18 protein-coding genes are annotated in these 20,774 nt (G+C 41.1%); 9 read left to right on the forward strand and 9 right to left on the reverse strand.

From position 1 onward, the window contains the following. Positions 1-58: 58 nt before the first annotated feature. A complete protein-coding gene (gene ilvC / locus Q4600_RS20440) occupies positions 59-1,540 on the reverse strand; it encodes a ketol-acid reductoisomerase (RefSeq protein ID WP_229372212.1) in 1,482 nt (493 codons plus the stop codon). Between the two features lie 202 nt (positions 1,541-1,742). On the opposite strand from ilvC, the gene ilvY reads away from it, so the two are divergent. After that, the gene (gene ilvY / locus Q4600_RS20445; RefSeq protein ID WP_102529559.1) at positions 1,743-2,615 is read left to right on the forward strand and encodes an HTH-type transcriptional activator IlvY; all 873 of its coding nucleotides are present in this window, start codon (positions 1,743-1,745) and stop codon (positions 2,613-2,615) included. A gap of 142 nt (positions 2,616-2,757) precedes the next feature. Here the strand turns inward: ilvY and Q4600_RS20450 are convergent, their stop codons facing one another. Beyond that, on the reverse strand, positions 2,758-2,940 hold the full coding sequence (locus Q4600_RS20450; RefSeq protein ID WP_303517906.1) for a hypothetical protein: 183 nt from the start codon (positions 2,938-2,940) through the stop codon (positions 2,758-2,760). Positions 2,941-3,109: 169 nt separating this feature from the next. Here Q4600_RS20450 and Q4600_RS20455 point away from each other — a divergent pair, with 169 nt between their 5' ends. The 6 genes from Q4600_RS20455 to Q4600_RS20480 all read left to right on the forward strand — a co-directional run bounded on the left by Q4600_RS20455 (position 3,110) and on the right by Q4600_RS20480 (position 14,059). Then, positions 3,110-4,354, forward strand: a complete 1,245-nt coding sequence (locus Q4600_RS20455) for a YjgN family protein (RefSeq protein ID WP_248956462.1) — start codon at positions 3,110-3,112, stop codon at positions 4,352-4,354. A gap of 126 nt (positions 4,355-4,480) precedes the next feature. After that, positions 4,481-5,509 (forward strand): M48 family metallopeptidase, encoded by a 1,029-nt coding sequence (locus Q4600_RS20460; RefSeq protein ID WP_303517909.1) that lies wholly within the window; start codon positions 4,481-4,483, stop codon positions 5,507-5,509. A gap of 180 nt (positions 5,510-5,689) precedes the next feature. Further along, positions 5,690-7,210: a YifB family Mg chelatase-like AAA ATPase gene (locus Q4600_RS20465; protein WP_303517912.1), complete on the forward strand. Its 1,521-nt coding sequence runs from the start codon at positions 5,690-5,692 to the stop codon at positions 7,208-7,210. Positions 7,211-7,372: 162 nt separating this feature from the next. Next, positions 7,373-8,260: an acyltransferase gene (locus tag Q4600_RS20470; RefSeq protein WP_229372219.1), complete on the forward strand. Its 888-nt coding sequence runs from the start codon at positions 7,373-7,375 to the stop codon at positions 8,258-8,260. Between the two features lie 14 nt (positions 8,261-8,274). Beyond that, the gene (locus tag Q4600_RS20475) at positions 8,275-9,207 is read left to right on the forward strand and encodes an acyltransferase (protein ID WP_102529565.1); all 933 of its coding nucleotides are present in this window, start codon (positions 8,275-8,277) and stop codon (positions 9,205-9,207) included. Between the two features lie 385 nt (positions 9,208-9,592). After that, positions 9,593-14,059, forward strand: coding sequence for an EAL domain-containing protein (locus tag Q4600_RS20480; protein WP_303517918.1), 4,467 nt, complete (start codon positions 9,593-9,595; stop codon positions 14,057-14,059). Positions 14,060-14,237: 178 nt separating this feature from the next. Here Q4600_RS20480 and Q4600_RS20485 read toward each other — a convergent pair whose 3' ends face one another. After that, complete coding sequence (locus Q4600_RS20485) at positions 14,238-15,323, reverse strand: branched-chain amino acid aminotransferase (protein ID WP_229372224.1); 1,086 nt, start codon at positions 15,321-15,323, stop codon at positions 14,238-14,240. Between the two features lie 11 nt (positions 15,324-15,334). On the opposite strand from Q4600_RS20485, the gene Q4600_RS20490 reads away from it, so the two are divergent. Next, positions 15,335-15,628 (forward strand): hypothetical protein, encoded by a 294-nt coding sequence (locus Q4600_RS20490; protein WP_133146662.1) that lies wholly within the window; start codon positions 15,335-15,337, stop codon positions 15,626-15,628. 55 nt (positions 15,629-15,683) lie between these two features. Then, positions 15,684-15,884 carry a cell division protein ZapB gene (gene zapB / locus Q4600_RS20495; RefSeq protein ID WP_102529567.1) on the forward strand — a complete coding sequence of 67 codons (201 nt, stop codon included), beginning with the start codon at positions 15,684-15,686 and terminating at the stop codon, positions 15,882-15,884. Here the strand turns inward: zapB and Q4600_RS20500 are convergent. From Q4600_RS20500 to Q4600_RS20525, 6 genes are all read right to left on the reverse strand, one after another. Beyond that, entirely contained in the window at positions 15,881-16,093 is a 213-nt protein-coding gene (locus tag Q4600_RS20500; RefSeq protein ID WP_102529568.1) for a DUF1107 family protein, read from the reverse strand. The genes zapB and Q4600_RS20500 overlap by 4 nt on opposite strands. A 397-nt stretch (positions 16,094-16,490) precedes the next feature. Then, complete coding sequence (locus Q4600_RS20505) at positions 16,491-17,105, reverse strand: thiol:disulfide interchange protein DsbA/DsbL (protein WP_102529569.1); 615 nt, start codon at positions 17,103-17,105, stop codon at positions 16,491-16,493. Positions 17,106-17,312: 207 nt separating this feature from the next. Then, complete coding sequence (locus tag Q4600_RS20510; RefSeq protein ID WP_229372226.1) at positions 17,313-18,353, reverse strand: serine/threonine protein kinase; 1,041 nt, start codon at positions 18,351-18,353, stop codon at positions 17,313-17,315. Further along, positions 18,350-18,745, reverse strand: a complete 396-nt coding sequence (locus Q4600_RS20515) for a DUF3630 family protein (RefSeq protein ID WP_229372228.1) — start codon at positions 18,743-18,745, stop codon at positions 18,350-18,352. Before Q4600_RS20515 ends, Q4600_RS20510 begins: the two co-directional genes overlap by 4 nt. A gap of 133 nt (positions 18,746-18,878) precedes the next feature. Then, complete coding sequence (locus Q4600_RS20520) at positions 18,879-20,408, reverse strand: YdiU family protein (protein ID WP_303517927.1); 1,530 nt, start codon at positions 20,406-20,408, stop codon at positions 18,879-18,881. Between the two features lie 21 nt (positions 20,409-20,429). Next, entirely contained in the window at positions 20,430-20,768 is a 339-nt protein-coding gene (locus Q4600_RS20525) for a hypothetical protein (RefSeq protein ID WP_303517930.1), read from the reverse strand. Positions 20,769-20,774 lie beyond the last annotated feature (6 nt).

Raw genomic sequence — 20,774 nt, forward strand, 5'->3', positions numbered from 1 at the left:
TTTGATGCCTGCTCGACAGCCTAGCTGAACAGGTACTTCACAACACAATCAACAAATATTAGCTAGCTTCAACAATACCTTTCATATCAGTCATGTAACCGCGTAACTCTGCACCAATAAACTCAACATCGGTATGACGAATCGCTTCATTCACTTCAATTAAACGCTTGTTATCAACACTGTTTGAGCCTTCTTTAAGGCCAGCGCCAAGTAACTCAGATGACATTGACTTAACGTAATCAGTCAGTAATGGCACAGCTGCGTGGTTGAATAAGTAACAACCATATTCTGCAGTATCAGAGATCACGACGTTCATTTCGTATAGACGTTTACGTGCAATAGTGTTCGCAATAAGTGGCGTTTCATGCAAAGACTCATAATAAGCTGACTCTTCGATGATGCCGGCAGCAACCATTGTATCGAATGCTAATTCCACACCCGCTTTGATCATAGCAACTAAGAAAATGCCTTTATCAAAGTAAGTTTGTTCATCAATGTACTCGTCAGATACAGGTGAGTTTTCAAATGCCGTTTCGTTGGTTTCTGCTCTCCAACGCAATAAGTTTGCATCGTCATTAGCCCAGTCTGCCATCATGGTGCGAGAAAACTCACCGCTGATGATGTCATCCATGTGCTTTTCAAATAGTGGCTTAAGAATCACTTTTAATTCTTCAGCAACTTCAAAAGCTTTCACTTTGCCTGGGTTTGATAAACGGTCCATCATGTTAGTGATGCCGCCATGTTTAAGCGCTTCAGTAACCGTTTCCCAACCTTGTTGGATTAACTTTCCTGCGTAGCCTGGTTCAACACCGTCTGCAACCATTTTCTCGTAACCAAGAATGGCGCCAGTTTGTAACATGCCACAAAGAATCGTTTGCTCACCCATCAAGTCAGACTTAACTTCAGCGACAAATGAAGACAGTAAAACACCTGCACGATCGCCACCTGTAGCACTTGCATAGGCTTTAGCAATGGCAAGACCATCACCTTTAGGGTCGTTTTCAGGGTGAACAGCGATTAGCGTTGGTACACCAAAACCACGCTTATATTCTTCACGTACTTCAGTACCAGGACACTTAGGTGCAACCATCACAACAGTGATGTCAGGGCGAACCTGCATGCCTTCTTCAACGATATTAAAACCGTGTGAATAAGATAATGTTGAACCTTGCTTCATTAATGGCATAACCGCATTGACAACGTTTGAATGTTGCTTATCTGGGGTTAAGTTCAACACTAAATCTGCATCAGGAATTAATTCTTCGAACGTACCTACTTTGAAACCGTTGTCGGTTGCTTGCTTCCAAGAAGCGCGCTTTTCAGCAATGGCTTGTGGACGTAGCGCAAAAGAAATATTTAAACCTGAGTCACGCATGTTCAGACCTTGGTTTAGGCCTTGTGCCCCACAACCTAAGATCACAATGTTCCAATCTTTGATAAAATTACAACCGTCACTAAACTCGGTACGGTCCATAAAGCGGCATTGTGCCAATTGAGCTAATTGTTGACGTAAATTCAGAGAGTTAAAATAGTTAGCCATCTGAGATACCACCTTTAATTCAGAAATTTGAGACGCAACATTCTGGCAGTCAAAGTGCTCAGAAGTTGTGATTGAAGTCACTATAGCGCATGCTTGTTATTGCTTAAAATGATATATTCGGAACATAACGTTTCATTTTATGCAATACTGGTAAAACCTTATATCGTTCAATAAACAACCAAGACTTGTACAAGGCAATCTCATGGATATTCGTGCGTTAAAACTCTACTTACACCTATGTGATAGTCTGCATTTTGGCAAAACAGCAGAACAAACCCATGTCAGCCCTTCGACCTTAAGTCGTGCCTTGCAACGCTTAGAAGAAGAAGTGGGTTGCAAATTATTTGAACGAGATAATCGCAGTGTCAGCATCACCCACGCAGGTAATGAATTTAAGCGCTTCGCCGAGCAGACATTATCAGAATGGCTTAATCTAAAAGGTCGCATCGACCCCGACCAGCCCCTGCTTCACGGGCGTATTAATCTGTATTGTTCTGTTACTGCAGCTTATAGCCATTTGCCTGCATTGTTAGATCGCTTCAGACGTGAGCATCCTTTAGTTGAAATCACTCTCATTACTGGTGATGCTGCCAATGCCGTGGATGAGATCCAGCACAATCGAGCCGACTTTGCGATTATTGCCTTGCCTGATTCGCTTCCAAACAGCCTACATTTTGAAGAAATTGATCAAGTACCTTTGCACGTCTACGCCCCAACAATACATTGCCAAGCCCAACAGATGATCAATCAAACGCCAATCAATTGGGCACAACTACCCTTTATCGTGCCTGATCATGGACCAGGTCGTCGTAGAGCCGATAATTGGTTTAAAGCGATGGGGTTTAAGCCCAATATTTATGCACAAGTGTCAGGCCAAGAAGCCATTACATCGATGGTGGCACTGGGATGTGGTGTGAGCATCAGCCCTGAAGTAGTTGTCGAAAATAGCCCTGTGAGGGAGCGCTTAGTGAAGCTTGAGTCACCGCAGCTTATTCCCCCTTTTAAACTCGGGTGTTGCTGTAAAGAAAAACGTATTCAAGAACCCATTTTAAAAGCATTTTTAGATGTGATTTAGTTAGGGCTTGATTGGCAAACCTCAAGCACCTCTTGTTGATACAGAGCCTGCCATTGTTATCCAAAAATGATCGAAAATTGCTGACTATCAATAGCTAACTATCAATTGACAAGTGACGTTGAAAATTTAGTTCAAGGCACGACTAAAAACGAGCCGCCCACTGAGTTGACTTCAGCTTTTTTAATAACGCATAAGAATATACAGACAGATTGATGGTTGAAACTTTAACGTCTTCACCTGGGTTTCTATCGGTTTCTTTTAATGCTTTAACTACCCCAGCAGGCATTTGATCGAGTACTACATCTAAATGAAATGACTCCGACACAATTCTTTTTCAGCGTCAGGATTTGGAAATATGGCATTAAAACATTCACTCTTGCCAGTATTTACATTAGTTACTTATGCATCAAATGTTATTAACTGATTAAGTACATTGATTTATTTGTCATTTAACGCTCTAATATGCAGCTTAATTCCAACGGAAGGAAATATAAATGAGCAATCTAGACTCAGCACAAGGCACAAGTGCCACTTCAGTTAATGCAATAACCCCCTCAACTAAAACATCTTTTAAATTTCATGGCATTGGCGGTGAATTCTTTGGCATATGGATCGTCAACATGCTCCTGACCATGGTGACCTTCGGCATTTATTCAGCTTGGGCAAAAGTCCGTACTCACTGTTATTTCTACAGCAATACGGAACTTGGCGGTGACCGCTTTGAATATTTAGCCACACCAATGCAGATTTTAATTGGCCGTATTATTGCTGTTGTGCTGTTAATTGGCTGGGCGATTTTAAATGCTATTAACCCCATTATTGCCATCGCACTCGCCGTTATCTTAATGTTTGCCACGCCTTTTCTGGCTGTTCGTAATATGCGTTTTGATGCACGCATGACTCGTTTTCGAAATGTGCGCTTTAATTTTGAAGGATCGTACGCTGGGGCTTACCTGCAATTATTAGTTAAACCTTTACTCGCTTACTTGATTGTTATTGCTGGACCGATGGCAATTGCAGCGGGGTCAAAGTTCTTATCTGATGAGCTTATTGGTGTCGGTGTTGTCGTTGCTGTGCTGTTTTTCTTTGCTGCTATGGTTTTTTGTTATGCCTGGGTCTCGGCAGGTATTGCTCAATATATGGTTAATGGCTACCGCTACGGTACTAAAGCATTTCAAGCTGAACTGAACATCCGTGAATATATGAAAATTGCATTAAAAGCGATGGCCTTATTTATGGGCGCTATGGTGGCCAGCACTTTAATTGCATTTGCTTTCGGTTTTATGTTTGGTGTTATGGATTCTATTGTCGAACTGATTAAAAATGGCTTCAAAGGCTCAGATGCTATGCAAGATGGTCAAGCGATGGGCTATATGATGTTAATCGTTAGCTATTTCTTTATGCTTGCACTGAGTATGGTGATAGCTGCTTATGTCAAAGTCTGCACTCGTAATTATATGTTTAATGAGACCAAGCTTGATGGTGAACTGCAGATGCGTTCGAACATGGCACTAGGCAGTTTTTTAGCATTAGTTGTCACCAACTTTTTATTAGTCATCGTCACATTTGGTTTTGGTATCGCATGGGCAGAAGTGCGTAGCGCAAAATACATGGCTTCAGTAACCGAAGTTGAAGGTGATTTGTCACTGGTGCACGCTCATGATCATAACGAGCAAAGCGATGCAGCAATTGCTGATGAAGTGGCGGGAGCCTTTGATATCAACATAGGTATTGTGTAAGTCAAGCGCTTGATAAGTTGTAATGACAACTCATAAAGACAAGTGTAATTATCTTTCTCACAGCACTTTGCTGTGAGAAAGTTTTATTCAACCTCACCTTAATCAAAAAACCATGTTGAGAATGCTGTGATAGAACAAATAGACGGCCACATTCTGGCACCTAAAAATGCCACCAAATACCCAGCTTCAATGGTATTAGGGGCAAATGGAATGCTAACGGTGAGTAGTGAACCTTTTAGCGGTCAACATCAACTTGAAACCACAGAAATCTCTGCAGCACTTGGAAATACACCACGTAATATTACCTTTAATAGCGGCCAAGTATTTGTAGCCAGTCAAAGCCAGCATTTAAATCAATGGCTCACTAAGCACAGTAAACCCTCTGTCATTAATAAGCTTGAACAACATTTAGGCTTGATTGTTGTAGCTTGTATCGTCACCGTTATAGTGACTTACAGTACGATTGTTTATGGTGTTCCAACAGCGTCAAAATTGATTGCCAATATGGTACCTCACTCTGTTGAAAAGCAAGTCGGCGACTACAGTTTGTCACTGGTGGAAGAAATGGGATTTAGCGAGTCAAGTTTAACTAGCGACCGCCAAGCTGAACTTCAACTACTATTTAGCGACACAGTAAACAAACTCCCCCAACAAGCAGAATTATTTTCACAACCACCACAGTTACTTATTTTCTCAAGCAAAGAGGGCGCTAATGCATTTGCCATGGCTGGCGGCCATATCATTCTTACCGACGAAATGATTGAACTTGCAGACAACGATAGTCAACTTCAAGCTGTGCTTTTGCATGAGTTAGGCCATATTCGACATAGACACATTATGACCAGCATAGTGCAATCCTCCATCTTATCGATAGCTGCTGCGATGATCGTAGGTGAAGCCAGTGGTATTGCCGACACCTTAATGAGTGTAACGGTATTAGGCACCAGTTTAAGCTACTCGCGTCACCACGAACACGAGGCCGATAACTTTGCAGCCGAGCACTTACATAACTGGTATCAAAATACTGACTCGCTGGTATCTCTATACAAACTACTACAATCAAAGCATCAAATAGATATTCCCGACTGGGCCAGTACTCATCCTAACCTTGAAGATCGCATGGCTGAATTAAAGAAATATTCACAAAATCAATGATAGCTAAATACTAGTGAGCTCATATTTAATAATAACGACATCTTATATTGTGAAGTGAAATTCTTTAGCACAAACCGTTAGCACAAAGCCTGCGCAAATCTATGTTTCATTTTAGCTGCTACACTTAACTGCGATTAATGGATTATTTTAGTTAAAATTAGCAAACAAAAGGATTTGTTTATGGCGATTGCCTGTGTCATCACCCGTGCCTGCTGCGGGGTTGAAGCCCCTAAAGTCACTGTAGAAGTGCATTTAAGTAATGGATTACCCGCATTTAACTTAGTTGGATTACCTGAAACCTCAGTTAAAGAAGCTCGCGAGCGTGTTCGTAGTGCATTGATTAATGCAGGCTTTGAATTTCCAATGCAGCGCATTACGGTTAACCTTGCCCCTGCAGATCTCCCCAAGCAAGGCGGTCGTTATGATCTCCCAATTGCAATAGGGATTTTAGCGGCTTCAGGTCAAGTGCCATCAGATAAGTTAGCCCATAGTGAATTCATTGGTGAATTAGCCCTGTCAGGTGAGGTGCGTCCTTGTATTGGGATTTTGCCTGCCATTATTGCCGCTAAAAATCAGCAGCATCAGCTCTTTATCCCCCTAGAAAACCGCAGAGAGGCTGAATTAGTCGGTTATCAACAAACTCACTTTGTCGCTCATTTACAACACCTTGCATCTTTTATGCATGGCCAAGCTAAACTGCCTTTAGTGGATCAGCAGCCGCAATGGTTTGAAGAGGTAAGCACTGGACCAGAATTGTGTTTAAGTGAAGTTATCGGCCAGTATCAAGCTAAACAAGGATTAGAAATCGCCGCTGCAGGTGGACACAACACGCTTTTTTTAGGCCCTCCAGGCACAGGGAAAAGCATGCTGGCAAATCGAATTATTCCACTATTGCCCAAACTGAGCTACGAAGAAGCGATTGATGTGGCAGCTATTCATTCCGTTGCAGGGCTTAACATAAAGCCTAATGCCTTTTTAGAAAGACCGTTTCGCGCACCGCATCATACTTGCTCTTCCATTTCTTTAGTGGGTGGCGGCAGTATTCCTAAACCAGGTGAAATTTCACTAGCCCACAGAGGCGTATTGTTTTTAGACGAAATAGCCGAGTTTCCACGTAAAGTACTCGATTGTCTGCGAGAACCTATGGAGTCTGGCGAAGTCGTTATTTCACGCGCGGCAGCCAAGGTTAAATTTTCGAGTCGATTTCAACTGATTGCAGCCATGAATCCAAGTCCTTGTGGTGATATTGAAAATGCACGTTCAACTCCCGATCAAATTCAACGTTATTTATCCCGTTTGTCAGGCCCGTTTTTAGATCGATTTGATTTAACCATTGAAGTTCCGAAACTCCCTGCAGGCACACTGACTCAACCGCAAAAAACAGCTGAGAGCAGTGAAAGTATTGCCAAGCGCGTTAATCTTGCTAGGCAACGACAGTTTGCCCGTGCAGGCATGCTTAACAGTGAGCTATCACCAGCCTTGTTGAAGCAACATTTATCCATGAGCCAGGCTGATTTAGAGTTTCTCGACCAAAGTGTTCAACAACTGGGTTTATCTGTGCGAAGTTTTCATCGTATACAAAGAGTCGCTCGCACTATTGCCGATCTGCAACAATCAAACACCACAGAACGACGTCATATTGCTCAAGCACTGGGGTACCGCGCAATGGATCGTCTGATGAATCGCTTAAGCCAGCAATAAAAAGCCCGTGCCGAGATACAAATTATTAAAAAGCGGATAATTCAGCCCGATACCGATTCTCTGACAGGTAATTTTTTAGTAAAAAATGCGATATTATTGTTCTGCTGATTGAGGATATGCTTATCACGGAGTAACATAAGCCTCCATTTACAGGAGAGCTAGATGCCGCTGTTCGCAAAAATTAAAGGATCTGTAGCATTTATTTGCTATGTCATAAACACTATCTTCTGGGTAACACCTATACTTATTTTCAGTATATTCAAGGTCTTGCCAATTATATTCATTCGTAAGGTTTGCAGCTATATTTTGGATAATTGCGCCAGCGCTTGGATCAGTGTGAATGGGATTATAGAAGCCATTTTTCATCCAACGAAGATTAAGTTGACTGGTGATAACCAATTCTCAGAAAAAGAATGGTACATGGTGATTGCCAATCACCAATCTTGGGTAGATATCTTAATTTTACAGCGAGTGTTTAATAGAAAAATTCCATTTTTGAAGTTTTTCTTAAAACAACAGCTCATTTATGTCCCAATTTTGGGTTTAGCTTGGTGGGCATTAGACTTCCCATTTATGCGTCGCTATTCAACAGCGCAGTTAAAGAGAAACCCTAAACTGAAAGGCAAAGATACCGAAATCACCCGTAAGTCTTGTGAAAAATTTAAGCACAAGCCTGTGAGTGTGATGAATTTTGTTGAAGGGACGCGGTTCCATCCTGGTAAACATAAAAAGCAAAGCTCGCCGTTTGAGCATCTACTCAAACCGAAAGCGGGTGGAATGGCTTTTGCGCTTGATGCCATGGGCAGCCAAATTAATAAATTAGTTAATGTCACCATTTACTATCCAGGTAAAATACCTTCTTATTGGGAGTATATTTGCAACGACCTAGATGAAGTGCATGTTGATATTCAAGTAACAGATATCCCCGATGCTATGCGCGGTGATTACAGTAAAGACCGAGAGTTTAAAATTGAGTTTCAAAATCAATTGAATCAACTCTGGTTAGAAAAAGACAATAAAATCAGCTCAATGGCTGAAAACAATAAATAGAGGTATTTAGCTCCATGCTAAATTTTTTACCCGGTCCAATTATTTTTTTCATTAGTACCTGCTTATTGATTATTAATACTGTTCTATGGGCAGGCTTAATCAGTATTGGCGGCATCATTAAATTGTTCATCCCTTTTCAAGGACCTAGTAAAGCACTATTGAGCTTGATGAATCGTTTTATGTGGGCTTGGGCTACATGTAATGGCGGCATTTTGGCATTAATCGCTAAAGTCGAGTGGGACATTCAAGGTTTAGATGGGTTAGACCAAAATGGTTGGTATTTGCTTATCAGTAACCATGTCAGTGGTTTTGATATAGCTGCGCAAACTTATATCTTGCGAAACAATATTCCAATGTTGAAGTTTTTCTTAAAAAGAGAGCTTATTTTCGTGCCCTTTTTAGGCTTAGGTTGTTGGGCTCTTGGCATGCCATTTATGAACCGTACTAGTCCTGCTAAGCTTAAAAAGAATCCCAAATTAAAAGGCAAAGATTTAGAAACAACGCGTAAAGCCTGCGAAAAGTTTAAAAACACACCTACATCTATCATTAATTATGTAGAAGGCAGCCGTTTTACGCTTGATAAGCATCGTCGTCAACAGTCACCTTATCGTCATCTTTTGCGCCCTAAAGCTGGCGGGATTGCTTTTACCTTATCGGCTATGGGCGAGCAATTTACAGGTCTACTCAATATGACATTGGCCTATCCAGATGCGGACGCCAAAGCAAAGGAAGGCGTGCTTTATCAAGTCATGTCTGGTCGAGTAAAAAGAATTGTAGTGCGAGTTGAGCAACTACCTGTCCCGGTAGTAGATTCAGAAGTGTATTTCTCGCAGGCTGAAACACGGGTTGAGTTTCAGCGCTGGCTTAATAATGTTTGGCTAGAAAAAGATCAGCAACTAGACGAGATATTCAAACAGTACATAGCTGATACAACAGACAAAAAGTAGTCATTAATCTCATTTTAAAACACGCTAATTAGCGTGTTTTTTCGTTTTTACAGGCTCACTTCTTCTCATTGTTAATCACTACGCCATTTTATAACATTCACTAGAATCAAAAACTGAAATCTAATTTGAAATAAAACACATAGCTACGTAATATGGAGGTTATTGGCTGTAAATACCGTTAACGTGGTACTTACAATTGACTTGATAATGATCCATTTTGCGACTGCCTTACTATCATTGTTAAAAGAGTTTGCCAAAACTAACAAAATGCAGCCCAGCATGATGCTTTATCAATGCTCATACCCATAACAATAGGTGCAGATTGAATTTACCTTTATCCAAAACGTTGAGAGCATGCTTGTTCATTTGGGTTTTATTTACCTCAATGTCGGCTTCCGTTTTTGCCTTCACTCCCCAGAACGATAACCACTTACTGTCTTTTGAACAGTTTGAAGCCTCTAATGAGTTGAACCAAAATTCAGTCACAAAATTATTCATGGATAAAGCTGGCATGCTGTGGGTGGGTACCCAAGATGGTCTGCACAGTTACAACGGCATTCAATTTGATGTTTTTCTGAATGACAGCAACAACCCGAATAGTATCGTAGGAAATTACATCACAGATATACTGCAGTCCGCTGATGATAATTTATGGGTTGCTACCTACTCCCAAGGGCTAAGCCGTTTAGACCTTACAACAGGCCAATTTACCAATTATGGTGTCGAACAGGGCTTAGCGGATTTACGGGTGTCAAAAATCACCCTTATTGGTGACTATTTATGGATCGGTACTAAAACGGGTTTATACACTTTATCGCTCAAATCCAACAAAATAACCAGAATCAGCCTCAGTAATAATGTGGAACCGCACATTACCAGTGTCGCAAATGTTGATGATAAATACATTTTCGTTGGCACAGAAAAAAGCGGCACTTTTACTATTGATAGCAACACCATTATTCGACTCGATATCCCGTCTGAATTAAGAGTAAACAGTATTCAGAATAACAAACTTGATGGCTCAGTTTGGTTAGCCATTGAGAACAAACTTATCCGATACGATTTAGAGACCCATGCTAAAACAACAATCTGGGTTAATGAACAGCCGACAATATTTAATGAAATAAAAGATTTCGTCATTAGTAGCAGTAGCCAAGTTTGGGCAATTGGGGCTAATTCTGGCTTAACTCAACTGGATTACATCGATAATCAATGGCGCAGTAGAGTCCATAAATATGACCCTAACAGCCGTAAATCCATTAGTGAGAATAACTTGCAGAGCATCATGCTCGCCCATGATGGTACTCTGTGGCTCGGCACGCGTTATTCAGGCATTAACAAGCTCAATCTGAATCAAATCTATTTCAATCATATATACGAAATGCATCCGTCAAAGCCGAAAATGGCCAATATGATCCGCGCTATTTTTCGTGATAAACAACAACGCTTATGGATAGGAACTGAAAGTGCTGGCCTTAAGAGCTTTGATGAACAACAAGGCCAATTTTATTACTACAATGATTTGTTTGCTAAAGCGCTCAACCTTAATGAAAATGAGCTAAGCCTAACTGTTCATGCTATCACCCAAACTCAAGATGGTAATTTATGGTTTGGCACTAGCCATGGCTTAGCAAGATTAAGCACTGACCAGCAATTAACCTTTCTCCCAGCATTTGACCATTTAATACCAAATACTCTACATATCCGTAGTTTAGCCTTAGATGACCAGCAACGCCTGTGGATAGGTAGTAACAACGGCTTGTATTTCGTTTTACCGGGTGAAGGTGTATTACATCAGTATCAGTTTGATTTCCAACCTGACTACTCTCCGAATAAACAAACGATTCTGTCACTTAAATATCATAATGACAGCTTATGGATTGGCACCATGGCGGGCTTAGTGCGCTTAAAGCCAGACCAACAGCAATTGACCTTAAAAATGCGTCAACCCGCAGATGACACCACCTTAAGTGATAACAGAATTAGAGATTTTATTGTCACCAGTGATGATCAATTTCTGATGGCGACTCATAGCGGCGTCGATAAAATTATCGAAACAGCAGATGGCTCTATCCATTTCCAAGCCCTAAATGAACAAATAAAACAGCATACGATTTATGCCATTCTTGAAGATGACAATCACGACTTATGGCTTAGTACAAATTCAGGGCTAATCCGCCTAGCAGGCCATGACTTAACCACTTTTAATGAATTTGATGGCGTACAGGCCAATGAGTTTAACGGTGGTGTTAAATTTAAAGATCCTGATGGAGAATTATGGTTTGGCGGCATTAACGGCCTAAACCAGTTCATGCCAGAAAATGTGCCAGCCATTAGGCCAGATACCAAGTTAGCACTCACCAGTTATAGCTTTGGTGAAGAACGTCATCAATTATATAATCTCATGTCTCCCCCAGAGCTATTAATGCCGTATGAGGACAAAATCATTCGATTTGATGTCAGTGCATTAGAGTTTAATTACCCTGGATTCCACCAGTTTAGCTATAAATTGCTTGGCCAAAATGATAACTGGGTCGATTTACATCAAACCAATGAAATAGCCTTTTCCAATCTTTCACCTAAAGATTATGAGCTATTAGTTCGTTTTACGTTAACAGACAACAACTATCAACAAACCCCATTAAGCATTAAGTTTACTGTTGTTCCACCTTTATATCTCAGTAAAGGCGCCTACGTCATCTATGGTATTGCCATCATGTTGATATTGACCTTTATCGTTTACTTAAAACAACTCAAACGTGAAAAGCAACGTGAGTTTGAAATGAGTATTCGCGCCTCTGAAGAGCGACTTAAACTCGCACTTTGGGCTTCAGGCGATGGCATGTGGGATTGGAACATTCGCGAAAATAAAGTCTATCGCACCGATATGGTTCCGCCATTAATGCTAGGCGACGAAACCCAGGCATTGATTAATAACATCCATCCAGAAGATAAAGTCAGAGTCGCCAAAATTCTCAATCAGCATTTAGACGGCGAAATTGAGTTTTTTGAAGCAGAATACCGAGTCGAAAAACAACCTGGAAAATGGGTTTGGTTGATTGATCGCGGAAAAGTCGTTGAGTGGGACCAACAAGAACGTCCAGTCAGAATGGCCGGTACCCATAAAGATATCACGGTCAGAAAAGAAACCGAGAACGAGCTTAAACTGTCTACTCAAGTACTGCACAGTATGAATGAGGCGGTAGTCGTCGGTGAACTAGATTATCGAGTTCGTACAGTCAATCCTGCGTTTAGCCGTATCACAGGCTTTGATCATGACGCCATTGCAGGTAAACACTTTTTGTATTTGGCTCATGGCAAACGTTCTAGAGAATTTTACCATAATGTTGAATTACAACTGCTGCGCAAAAAGCACTGGGCCGGTGAAATTAACATCCGCACCAAAGATAAAAAAGGCATTCTCGCCTGGCTTGAAATCAACCAAGTCATCGACAATAAAGGGGAAACCAGTCACTTTGTAGCTGTGTTTACCGATATAACATCGCGTAAGAAAGCCGAAGAAGATCTACGAATTTTAGCTAACTTTGATCCGCTAACGGGTTTACCAAACCGAACCCTATTCCAGGACAGATTAAATCAAGCAATCACCAAAGCACATCGTTCTAAGTCGATTGTGGCGCTGCTATTCCTTGATTTAGACCGCTTTAAACATATCAATGACTCTATGGGTCATCACGTGGGTGATTTACTATTAAAAGCCGTGGCATCAAGACTACAGAACGCCATTCGCGATGGTGATACTGTAGCCCGTTTAGGTGGTGATGAATTTACCATTATTCTTGAAGGTGTCGCCAAACTCAAAGCTGCCACTATCATTGCAGAAAAAGTACTTAATGCCTTTAAAGCACCCTTTTTATTAGATGGTAAAAACATGACGGTGTCTCCATCGATTGGGATTAGCCTGTTCCCCAATGATGCTGATGACAGCACCTCGTTAATTAAGTATGCCGATACAGCCATGTATCACGCTAAATCTTTGGGGCGTAATAACTTCCAATTCTACACCGAAGAGTTAAACCAATACGCAACGCGCCACGTTGAACTCGAAGCAGGACTTAAAGAAGCGATTCAAAATAATGAGCTTTATTTAGTCTATCAACCTAAATACGATATCAAGACCAAGCGCATTTTAGGTGTCGAAGCTCTACTGCGCTGGAATAGTCCGACTCTAGGCTTTATCTCACCTGTTGAGTTTATTCCGCTTGCAGAAGAAACAGGGATGATTAATGCCATTGGTCACTGGGCAATTGATGAAGCATGTAACCAGCTAGCTAGTTGGCATCAACTTGGTTTTGACGATATTTCGGTTGCGGTGAACTTATCAGCAAGGCAGCTTAAAGCCGATATTATTTCAACCATTGAAGTGGCATTAGCGGTATCAGGCCTACCAGCAAGTGCCCTAGAACTTGAGCTAACAGAGTCGATGATTATGGGTAATCCACAAGATTCTGTGAAAGTATTATCACAGTTAAAAGCCTTGGGGCTTACTATTGCCATTGATGATTTTGGTACTGGCTATTCAAGCTTAAGTTATTTAAAACGTTTCCCTATCGATACCCTTAAAGTCGATAGAGAATTCGTCCGTGATATTATTGAAGATCCCGATGATGCCGCAATTACCAGCGCAATCATTACCCTCGCCCACAGTTTAGAGCTTAATGTTGTCGCTGAAGGTGTTGAAACTCAAGAGCAGCTCGACTTCTTAAAATATGAAGGCTGCGATCAAGTGCAGGGTTTCCTATTAAGTAAGCCGCTAACAGCTGATGATTGCTTAGAGAAATTAAAGCAAGATAAGCTTGAAAAAAGTACGGATATCGTCAGCGAGCAATAAGCCATAATGAGATAAGAATTCATTAGTGCCTATTGCCATCATTCGTCTTTGAATACGCACAATAAAAAACGACCTCCTAAATAACGTTATAAATATAACGTAAGGAGGTCGCATTTTTGTTAAGCCAAGAGCTAGCTATTCGCGACTCAAGTTCTGCTAATAATGACCTTGTAACTAATTATGGTGCAACACGCTCAACGCGTTTAACCCAACCTTCAGGGCCTTCAAGTTGGCCATTTTGTAACTCAGTGAAAATTTGGTAAATACGTTTAATACTCGGGCCCACTTCGCCGTCACCAACAGTAACAACACGGCCATCTTCAAAGATATATGATCCTACAGGCGATACTACCGCTGCGGTGCCAAAGCCGCCAGCTTCAACAATTTCACCCGCTTCAATATCGGCGATGAACTTATCAAGCATGATCGTTTCTTGGCGAACTTCACAACCTAAGATATGCCCAAGTTCAAGCATTGATTGAGACGTAATAGACTTAAGGATCGTGTCGGTGAAGGTTGGAATAACAACCGTACCGTCTTTTAACACATGGAAATGGTTCATCGCGCCCACTTCTTCAATCTGCTGGTTGTTAGCGTCAAGGTATAACACCTGCGCTGCACCATACTCGGCTGCCGCTTGGCCTGCACGTAAAGACGCTGCGTAGTTACCTGCGGCTTTAGATGCGCCAGTACCACCAGAAACCGCGCGATGGAATTTTTTACTGATAAGCAAACGAATCGCTTTGCTCACGCCATCGGCATAATAAGCACCACTTGGGCTTAAAATGACACAGAAGGTGAAATTCAAGCTAGGGCTAACCGACAATCTATCTTCTGTTGCAAAAATAAATGGACGAATATATAAACATGCACCGTCTTGCATCGGGAACCATAAACGGTCCACATCGATTAATGCATTAATTGCTTCAAGTTGTTTATCTTCATCAAGGTTAGGAATACATAAGATGTCTGCAGAGGTGTTTAAGCGTTCGGCATTTTTATTTAATCTAAAAGTATAGATTTCACCATCATCATGCATAAAGGCTTTGGCGCCTTCAAAAATTGATTGTCCGTAATGCAGTGAAATTGCACCAGGGGCAATTTCAAAAGGAGCATACGGTTCGATGCGAGGGTCGCACCATTGGCCATCTCGATAGTCCATTAAAAACATATGATCAGTTCTGAGATTACCAAAGCCAACATTACCTTCAGGTTGAAATTGCTCAGTACGGCGTGACGATTTTAAATTATATTTGATGTCCATTTGATACCACCTTGAAAACAGAGATTGCAGACTATGAATCATCAGTTGCAATGTCAAGCAAATGGACAATGTGGAGTAAATTTAACCGTCAATTGAAGTGCACAATAATCAATATCGTATTAAAGACAGGGAATAAATTGAATAACGCTAAAAAGGTTTCCCTGAAAAATCCCCCAACAAAAGTAAATTGTTGCAGTCTGAATACAAAAAACAGGGCAAATAAACCAGTGGATGATAAAAGCTTAGAAAATAGTAGTAAAAGTGGTACTTTTTTTAACCACTTAACAGATTTGTCTATTCCTTAAACCCCAGTCACTGCTAGAATCAGCATTCCATCCAGAAACTATTAGGACTCCCGATATGAGCCTTGAATTATTGTCCCAACTGGAAGCCAAAATCCAGGCTACTCTTGAAAATGCTGAGCTACTAAAAATGGAGCTTGAAGAAGAGAAGCAAAAGAATGTTCAGTTGACTGAGTCTAATCAACAACTGCAACAAGACCTAAACTCATGGAACGACAAAGTAAACGGTCTTGTTGGTTTGCTTAACAGCGAAAGCTAAACGGCACTTGCTTCATGGTGCTGAGCTGCAAGTAGCTCATTAAGTTCTGAAACAGCCTGCTTCACTTTTGGCAGGCTTTTTTTCGGCATCACAAAACGGCCACGATTAAATTCAATACAACCTAAATCTTTAACCCAAATCACTCCTGTCACAAAAATTCTAGCGTGTTTTACAATGAGCTTTGGTGCATAAACCGGGAAACGTCTCATGAGAACTCCTAAGCTTGGTTGTTATCTTTATTGGCTTATATTGGACAGTATAAAGCCCTTCAGAGTTTCATTAAATTAAACATTTTTTATCTAAATTTCTATGAAATAACCCACACTATTTCCATTAAATCATCGATATTTAAAAACAACACAAAAATGACGCTTGCCATTTTTTTGACGCTTTGATAGAGTAACCACGTTACTCAGGGTAAATAAAGAGCCAATTGGCTCATCACCGTATCGTTTTAAAATCCTATTTTTAAAACCTACGGTTTTTTTTTGCTTTTTTTCAGCACATTACACACTCTTCATGAATAATGCCTCAATAAAAAAGGAGCCGTTATAGGCTCCTTTCGTTAGCTGGTTATCGACGATTAACGCGCCAATAAAATACCGACTATTTATCTTTAGACGTTAAGTAGTAAGCAATCTCTAATAACTCATCATAAGACTTGATTGACCCCGTCTCAACACGGTATTTACCGTTAACGACTAACGCAGGTACACCTGATAATTTAGCATTCTCAGTGTCACGCTTCATTTTAGACATTTGTGCATTCACCATAAATGAATTTGCAGCCGCATCGAAATCTTTACCATCAACACCGTTGGCGATAAATAGCATACGGATGTCTTTTAGGCTGGTGAAACGTTGTTTTGTGTCATGAATCGCAACGAAAATGGCATGTTCAATTTTCTTTTCAACGTTTAACTGATGAGCAATAGCAAATGCACGTGACATTTCAGTACCCATTTCACGGCCAATAAACTCAACGTGCGCTTGGTTGAATGTCACACCTTCTGGCAAAGTAGATTCAATTTTTGGTACCACTGTTTTTGAAAAGTTATAACAGTGACCACAGAAGAATGAGAAAAACTCGGTGATTTCAGGCTTAGATGTTGCTGGGCCTTCGTTAATCACGGTGTAATGCACACCTTCTTTATAATCTGCAGCAGTTGCAGCCATTGGGGCTAAAAGTAGTGCTGCTGCCATTAATAGTGCTTTTTTCATTTTGCTTCCTTTAGTGTGCAATCTTTAAAATATATTGTTTACAATAAAATATTTAAAACTTGCCATCTGTTTTATGCCATTAGCGATATAGCCAATATGCATAGCTAAATTTATAATTTCTTAAACCGTATCATAATGTAGGTTATCTTCGTATCTCAAGACCTTATCAAGATCATTTGTAACAATCTACAATTGAATCTTAGAAGCCTAATATCCCATCAAACTCAAAGGGGCTTCATCTAACGCAGCTAGCTGCTCTTTAAATGCCAACGTTTGTTGTTCCCAGTATTTGATATCACCAAACCACGGAAAGTTCATTGGAAATGCAGGATCTTGCCATCTTTTAGTTAGCCAAGCGTTGTAATGCAGCATTCTTAAGGCGCGCAAAGGCTCAACGAGCTTAAGCTCTCGTTGGTCAAAATCATAAAATTCCTGATAGCCTTCCAGTAACACATCTAACTGTAATAAGCGTTGCTGTCGGTCACCTGTCAGCATCATCCAAATATCTTGCACAGCAGGACCTTGGCGCGCATCATCTAAATCAACAAAACCTGGACCATCTGGGGTCCACAAAATATTACTGGCATGAAGATCCCCATGCAGACGAATCGTAGGAAACGAATGGGCTGAAATAATGCCCTTGGCTTTATCCAGTACTTGTTCAGCAACAGTAAAAAATTGTTGGCTAATCCCTTCTGAAACTTGTCCAGAATCTTGTAAAAAGGCCAGCGCATCATCTCCCAGTATTTTGCTTGAAAGTGGCTCTCGATATTGAAAAGGCTGCTTACTCGCATATTGATGAATGCGGCCAATAAAACGTCCGACAGATTCAAGTTGATCTAAATTATCGACTTCAAATGCACGGCCACCAATAGACGGAAACAAAGTAAATTTATAACCTTGATAATGGTGCAATGTTTTGCCATTGATGATTGATGGCACTGCGATAGGGATATCTTCTGCTGCCAGCGCTAATGCATAATCATGTTCTTCTTGAATTTGCGCCTCACTCCAACGATGTGGACGATAGAACTTCACCACATAACGATTACCACGATCACATCGAAACTGGTAAACACGGTTTTCGTAACTATTGAGCGCTAACAAACCGGTTTCAGGGAATACGCCAAGGCTTTCAATCGCATCGAGGATTAAATCAGGGGTAAGCGCCTGGTAATGAAACGATGCATCCTGCTGGTTTGGCGTGAGTGTGACCTGCGGGACTGACTCTTCTATGCGATTACTCATAAATCGTCCTTTGCCTTATTTGATGCATCTTGTGCTGTACATATTGATGAATTCGGAGACGTTATCAGCGGCGCGAGCAAAGTCATTAGATACTCTAGCACTTCCAAATCAGCTTGGGTCTCTGTGGATATCCAACAAATATCACCGTAAAACTCATAGTTTAGCCATAGCTGACTACCTTCAAAATTTAGTAGCCATTGGTGGCGATCTGCGCCCCATTGGCGCTCACGCACCTCACAATCTAACGCCAAAGCTAAAGGGTCAGCAAACGCCTCGAACCGTTCAAAATCAATATTGGCAGAGATCAAGATACTCAATGCTTCGTCATCTAATTGGGCATTTTTAATTGCCACTGAATTTGGCGCTTTTTTCTCAAATGAACCTGAGTTCATAATCTTCCTTAAGTGTGCTGGTAAACTGATTTATTGGGCTGATTTACATGCGCCCATTGGCCGACTAATGACTATCAATGACCGTAACCATTATACAAATAACGATAACTAACTATTATACAAGTAATGATAATTAACTACTGCAAGAAATGATTAAACCTTGTCCCCATTGCGGAGGACGCTCAGCATAATGTTGTTTATCTGTATGCTCTGCATAAGGGGTTGTCAGTAATTGATGCAGCTCAACGAGCTTACTATTATCACCTTCTTCGACCGCTACAATGGCCTCTTGGGCTAAATAATTTCGCAAAATGTACTTTGGATTAACGCTATTTCGGTCTGTTTGCCATGCGGCTATCTCGACCATCTTGCCATTATTACCTGCAACAACGCGTTGTTGGTAATCTTTAAACCAAGTATCAAATTGAGGTCGGTCAATAATGTCATCAGCAATATTAGGATTATTACACCCAATATCTAGCTGACCAAGTGCACGAAAAGTATGGGTATAGTCCAACATATTATGTTGCATAACCGCGCAAAATCGGCCAATAAAGTCTAAATCAGCTTTATCTTGTGCTGCCTGTAACTCTGCTAATTTCGATGTACTTTTATCCACTGTGTTTGCAGCTAAATCACCGAGTCCAAGACCCATTTTAGCCCGCATCAGTAATAAATATTGCTGCACTAATTCAGCTTGATAAGTATTAAGCGCTGCAACGAGGTCATCGGATTCTATCACCGGGGTTAATGCTTGCGCCAAACGCTGCAGATTCCAAAGGCCAATACCAGGCTGCTGGCCAAAGGCATAACGCCCTTCCGGATCAGAATGGTTGCAAATAAAGTCTTCTTTAAAGGTGTCTAAAAAAGCAAACGGACCAAAGTCAAAACTGTCACCAAGAATCGACATATTGTCGGTATTCAGCACCCCATGAGCAAAACCAACGGCTTGCCAATGTCCAATTAACACCGCTGTATCTTTAACAACTTGAGTAAACCAGGCTTTGTAACCTTGATAGTCCTGAGATAAATGCGGGTAATGCTGAGCAATGGTAAAGTTAAGCAGTTTGATTAATTTATCCTTACCACCTTCATTGCTATGGCAAAAATACTCAAAATGACCAAATCGAATATGAGTTTTAGCTAATCTGACTGTAATCGCTGCGGTTTCTTGCGACTCTCGCCATACAGGTAAATCTGAACCGATAACGGCGAGTGCCCGAGTTGTCGGCACCGACAGCGCCGCCAATGCTTCTGAGGCTAAAAACTCTCGCACCGCCGAACGCATTACTGCTCTACCATCACCATGACGGGAGTATGGTGTTGGCCCTGCACCTTTTAGTGCCACATCCCAAGCAAGGCTATGTTCACCTGTTGGCTTGGTTGTGAATGCTTCTCCAAGAATAATTGAACGACCATCACCTAAACGAGGAGAATAGCCACCAAACTGATGACCACTATAAACCTGGGCATAATAACTGGCACCGGGCACGGCATGATTCGCTGATAACTGCATTAGCAGCTCATCATTAGGCTCTGATAACCCGATGAGTTTTGCTGCATCATCACTCCATGCTAACCAGTGTGGATTACTGATCGGCAAAGGGTAAACTTGCGAATAAAACCCTTCTAGTTGCTCAAAAAAATCTTGTTTAAACTGCATTAAGCCTTTCCCTAGGACAGCCTATTTACAGATAATGACATTATCGTCATTAACTTCACATAGCTGCTCACATTGATATCCTTTCTCGATGGCGACTGGAATCGCAGTCGCATTTTCAAGGGCGCTATTGTCCATTGCAACATAGCTTTTACCGCTTAGACGTAACATGCCGTCCCCTTTTAACTGACATTGTTCAAGGGTGTCATAATAACCAGCTATATAATCTGTGTTTATTGGGTTTTGAGGCTTTTGGGCTTCGTCTGCATAATAAAATAGTGTCCATTCAGGTGTGCGTAAACACCCTGCCAGACTGACTAAACCCAAACAAAAAACTATCTTAATTAGTATCTTGGAATTCATAAAACC

The organism is Shewanella sp. 2_MG-2023 (assembly GCF_030548905.1).
Lineage (GTDB): Bacteria > Pseudomonadota > Gammaproteobacteria > Enterobacterales > Shewanellaceae > Shewanella > Shewanella electrodiphila.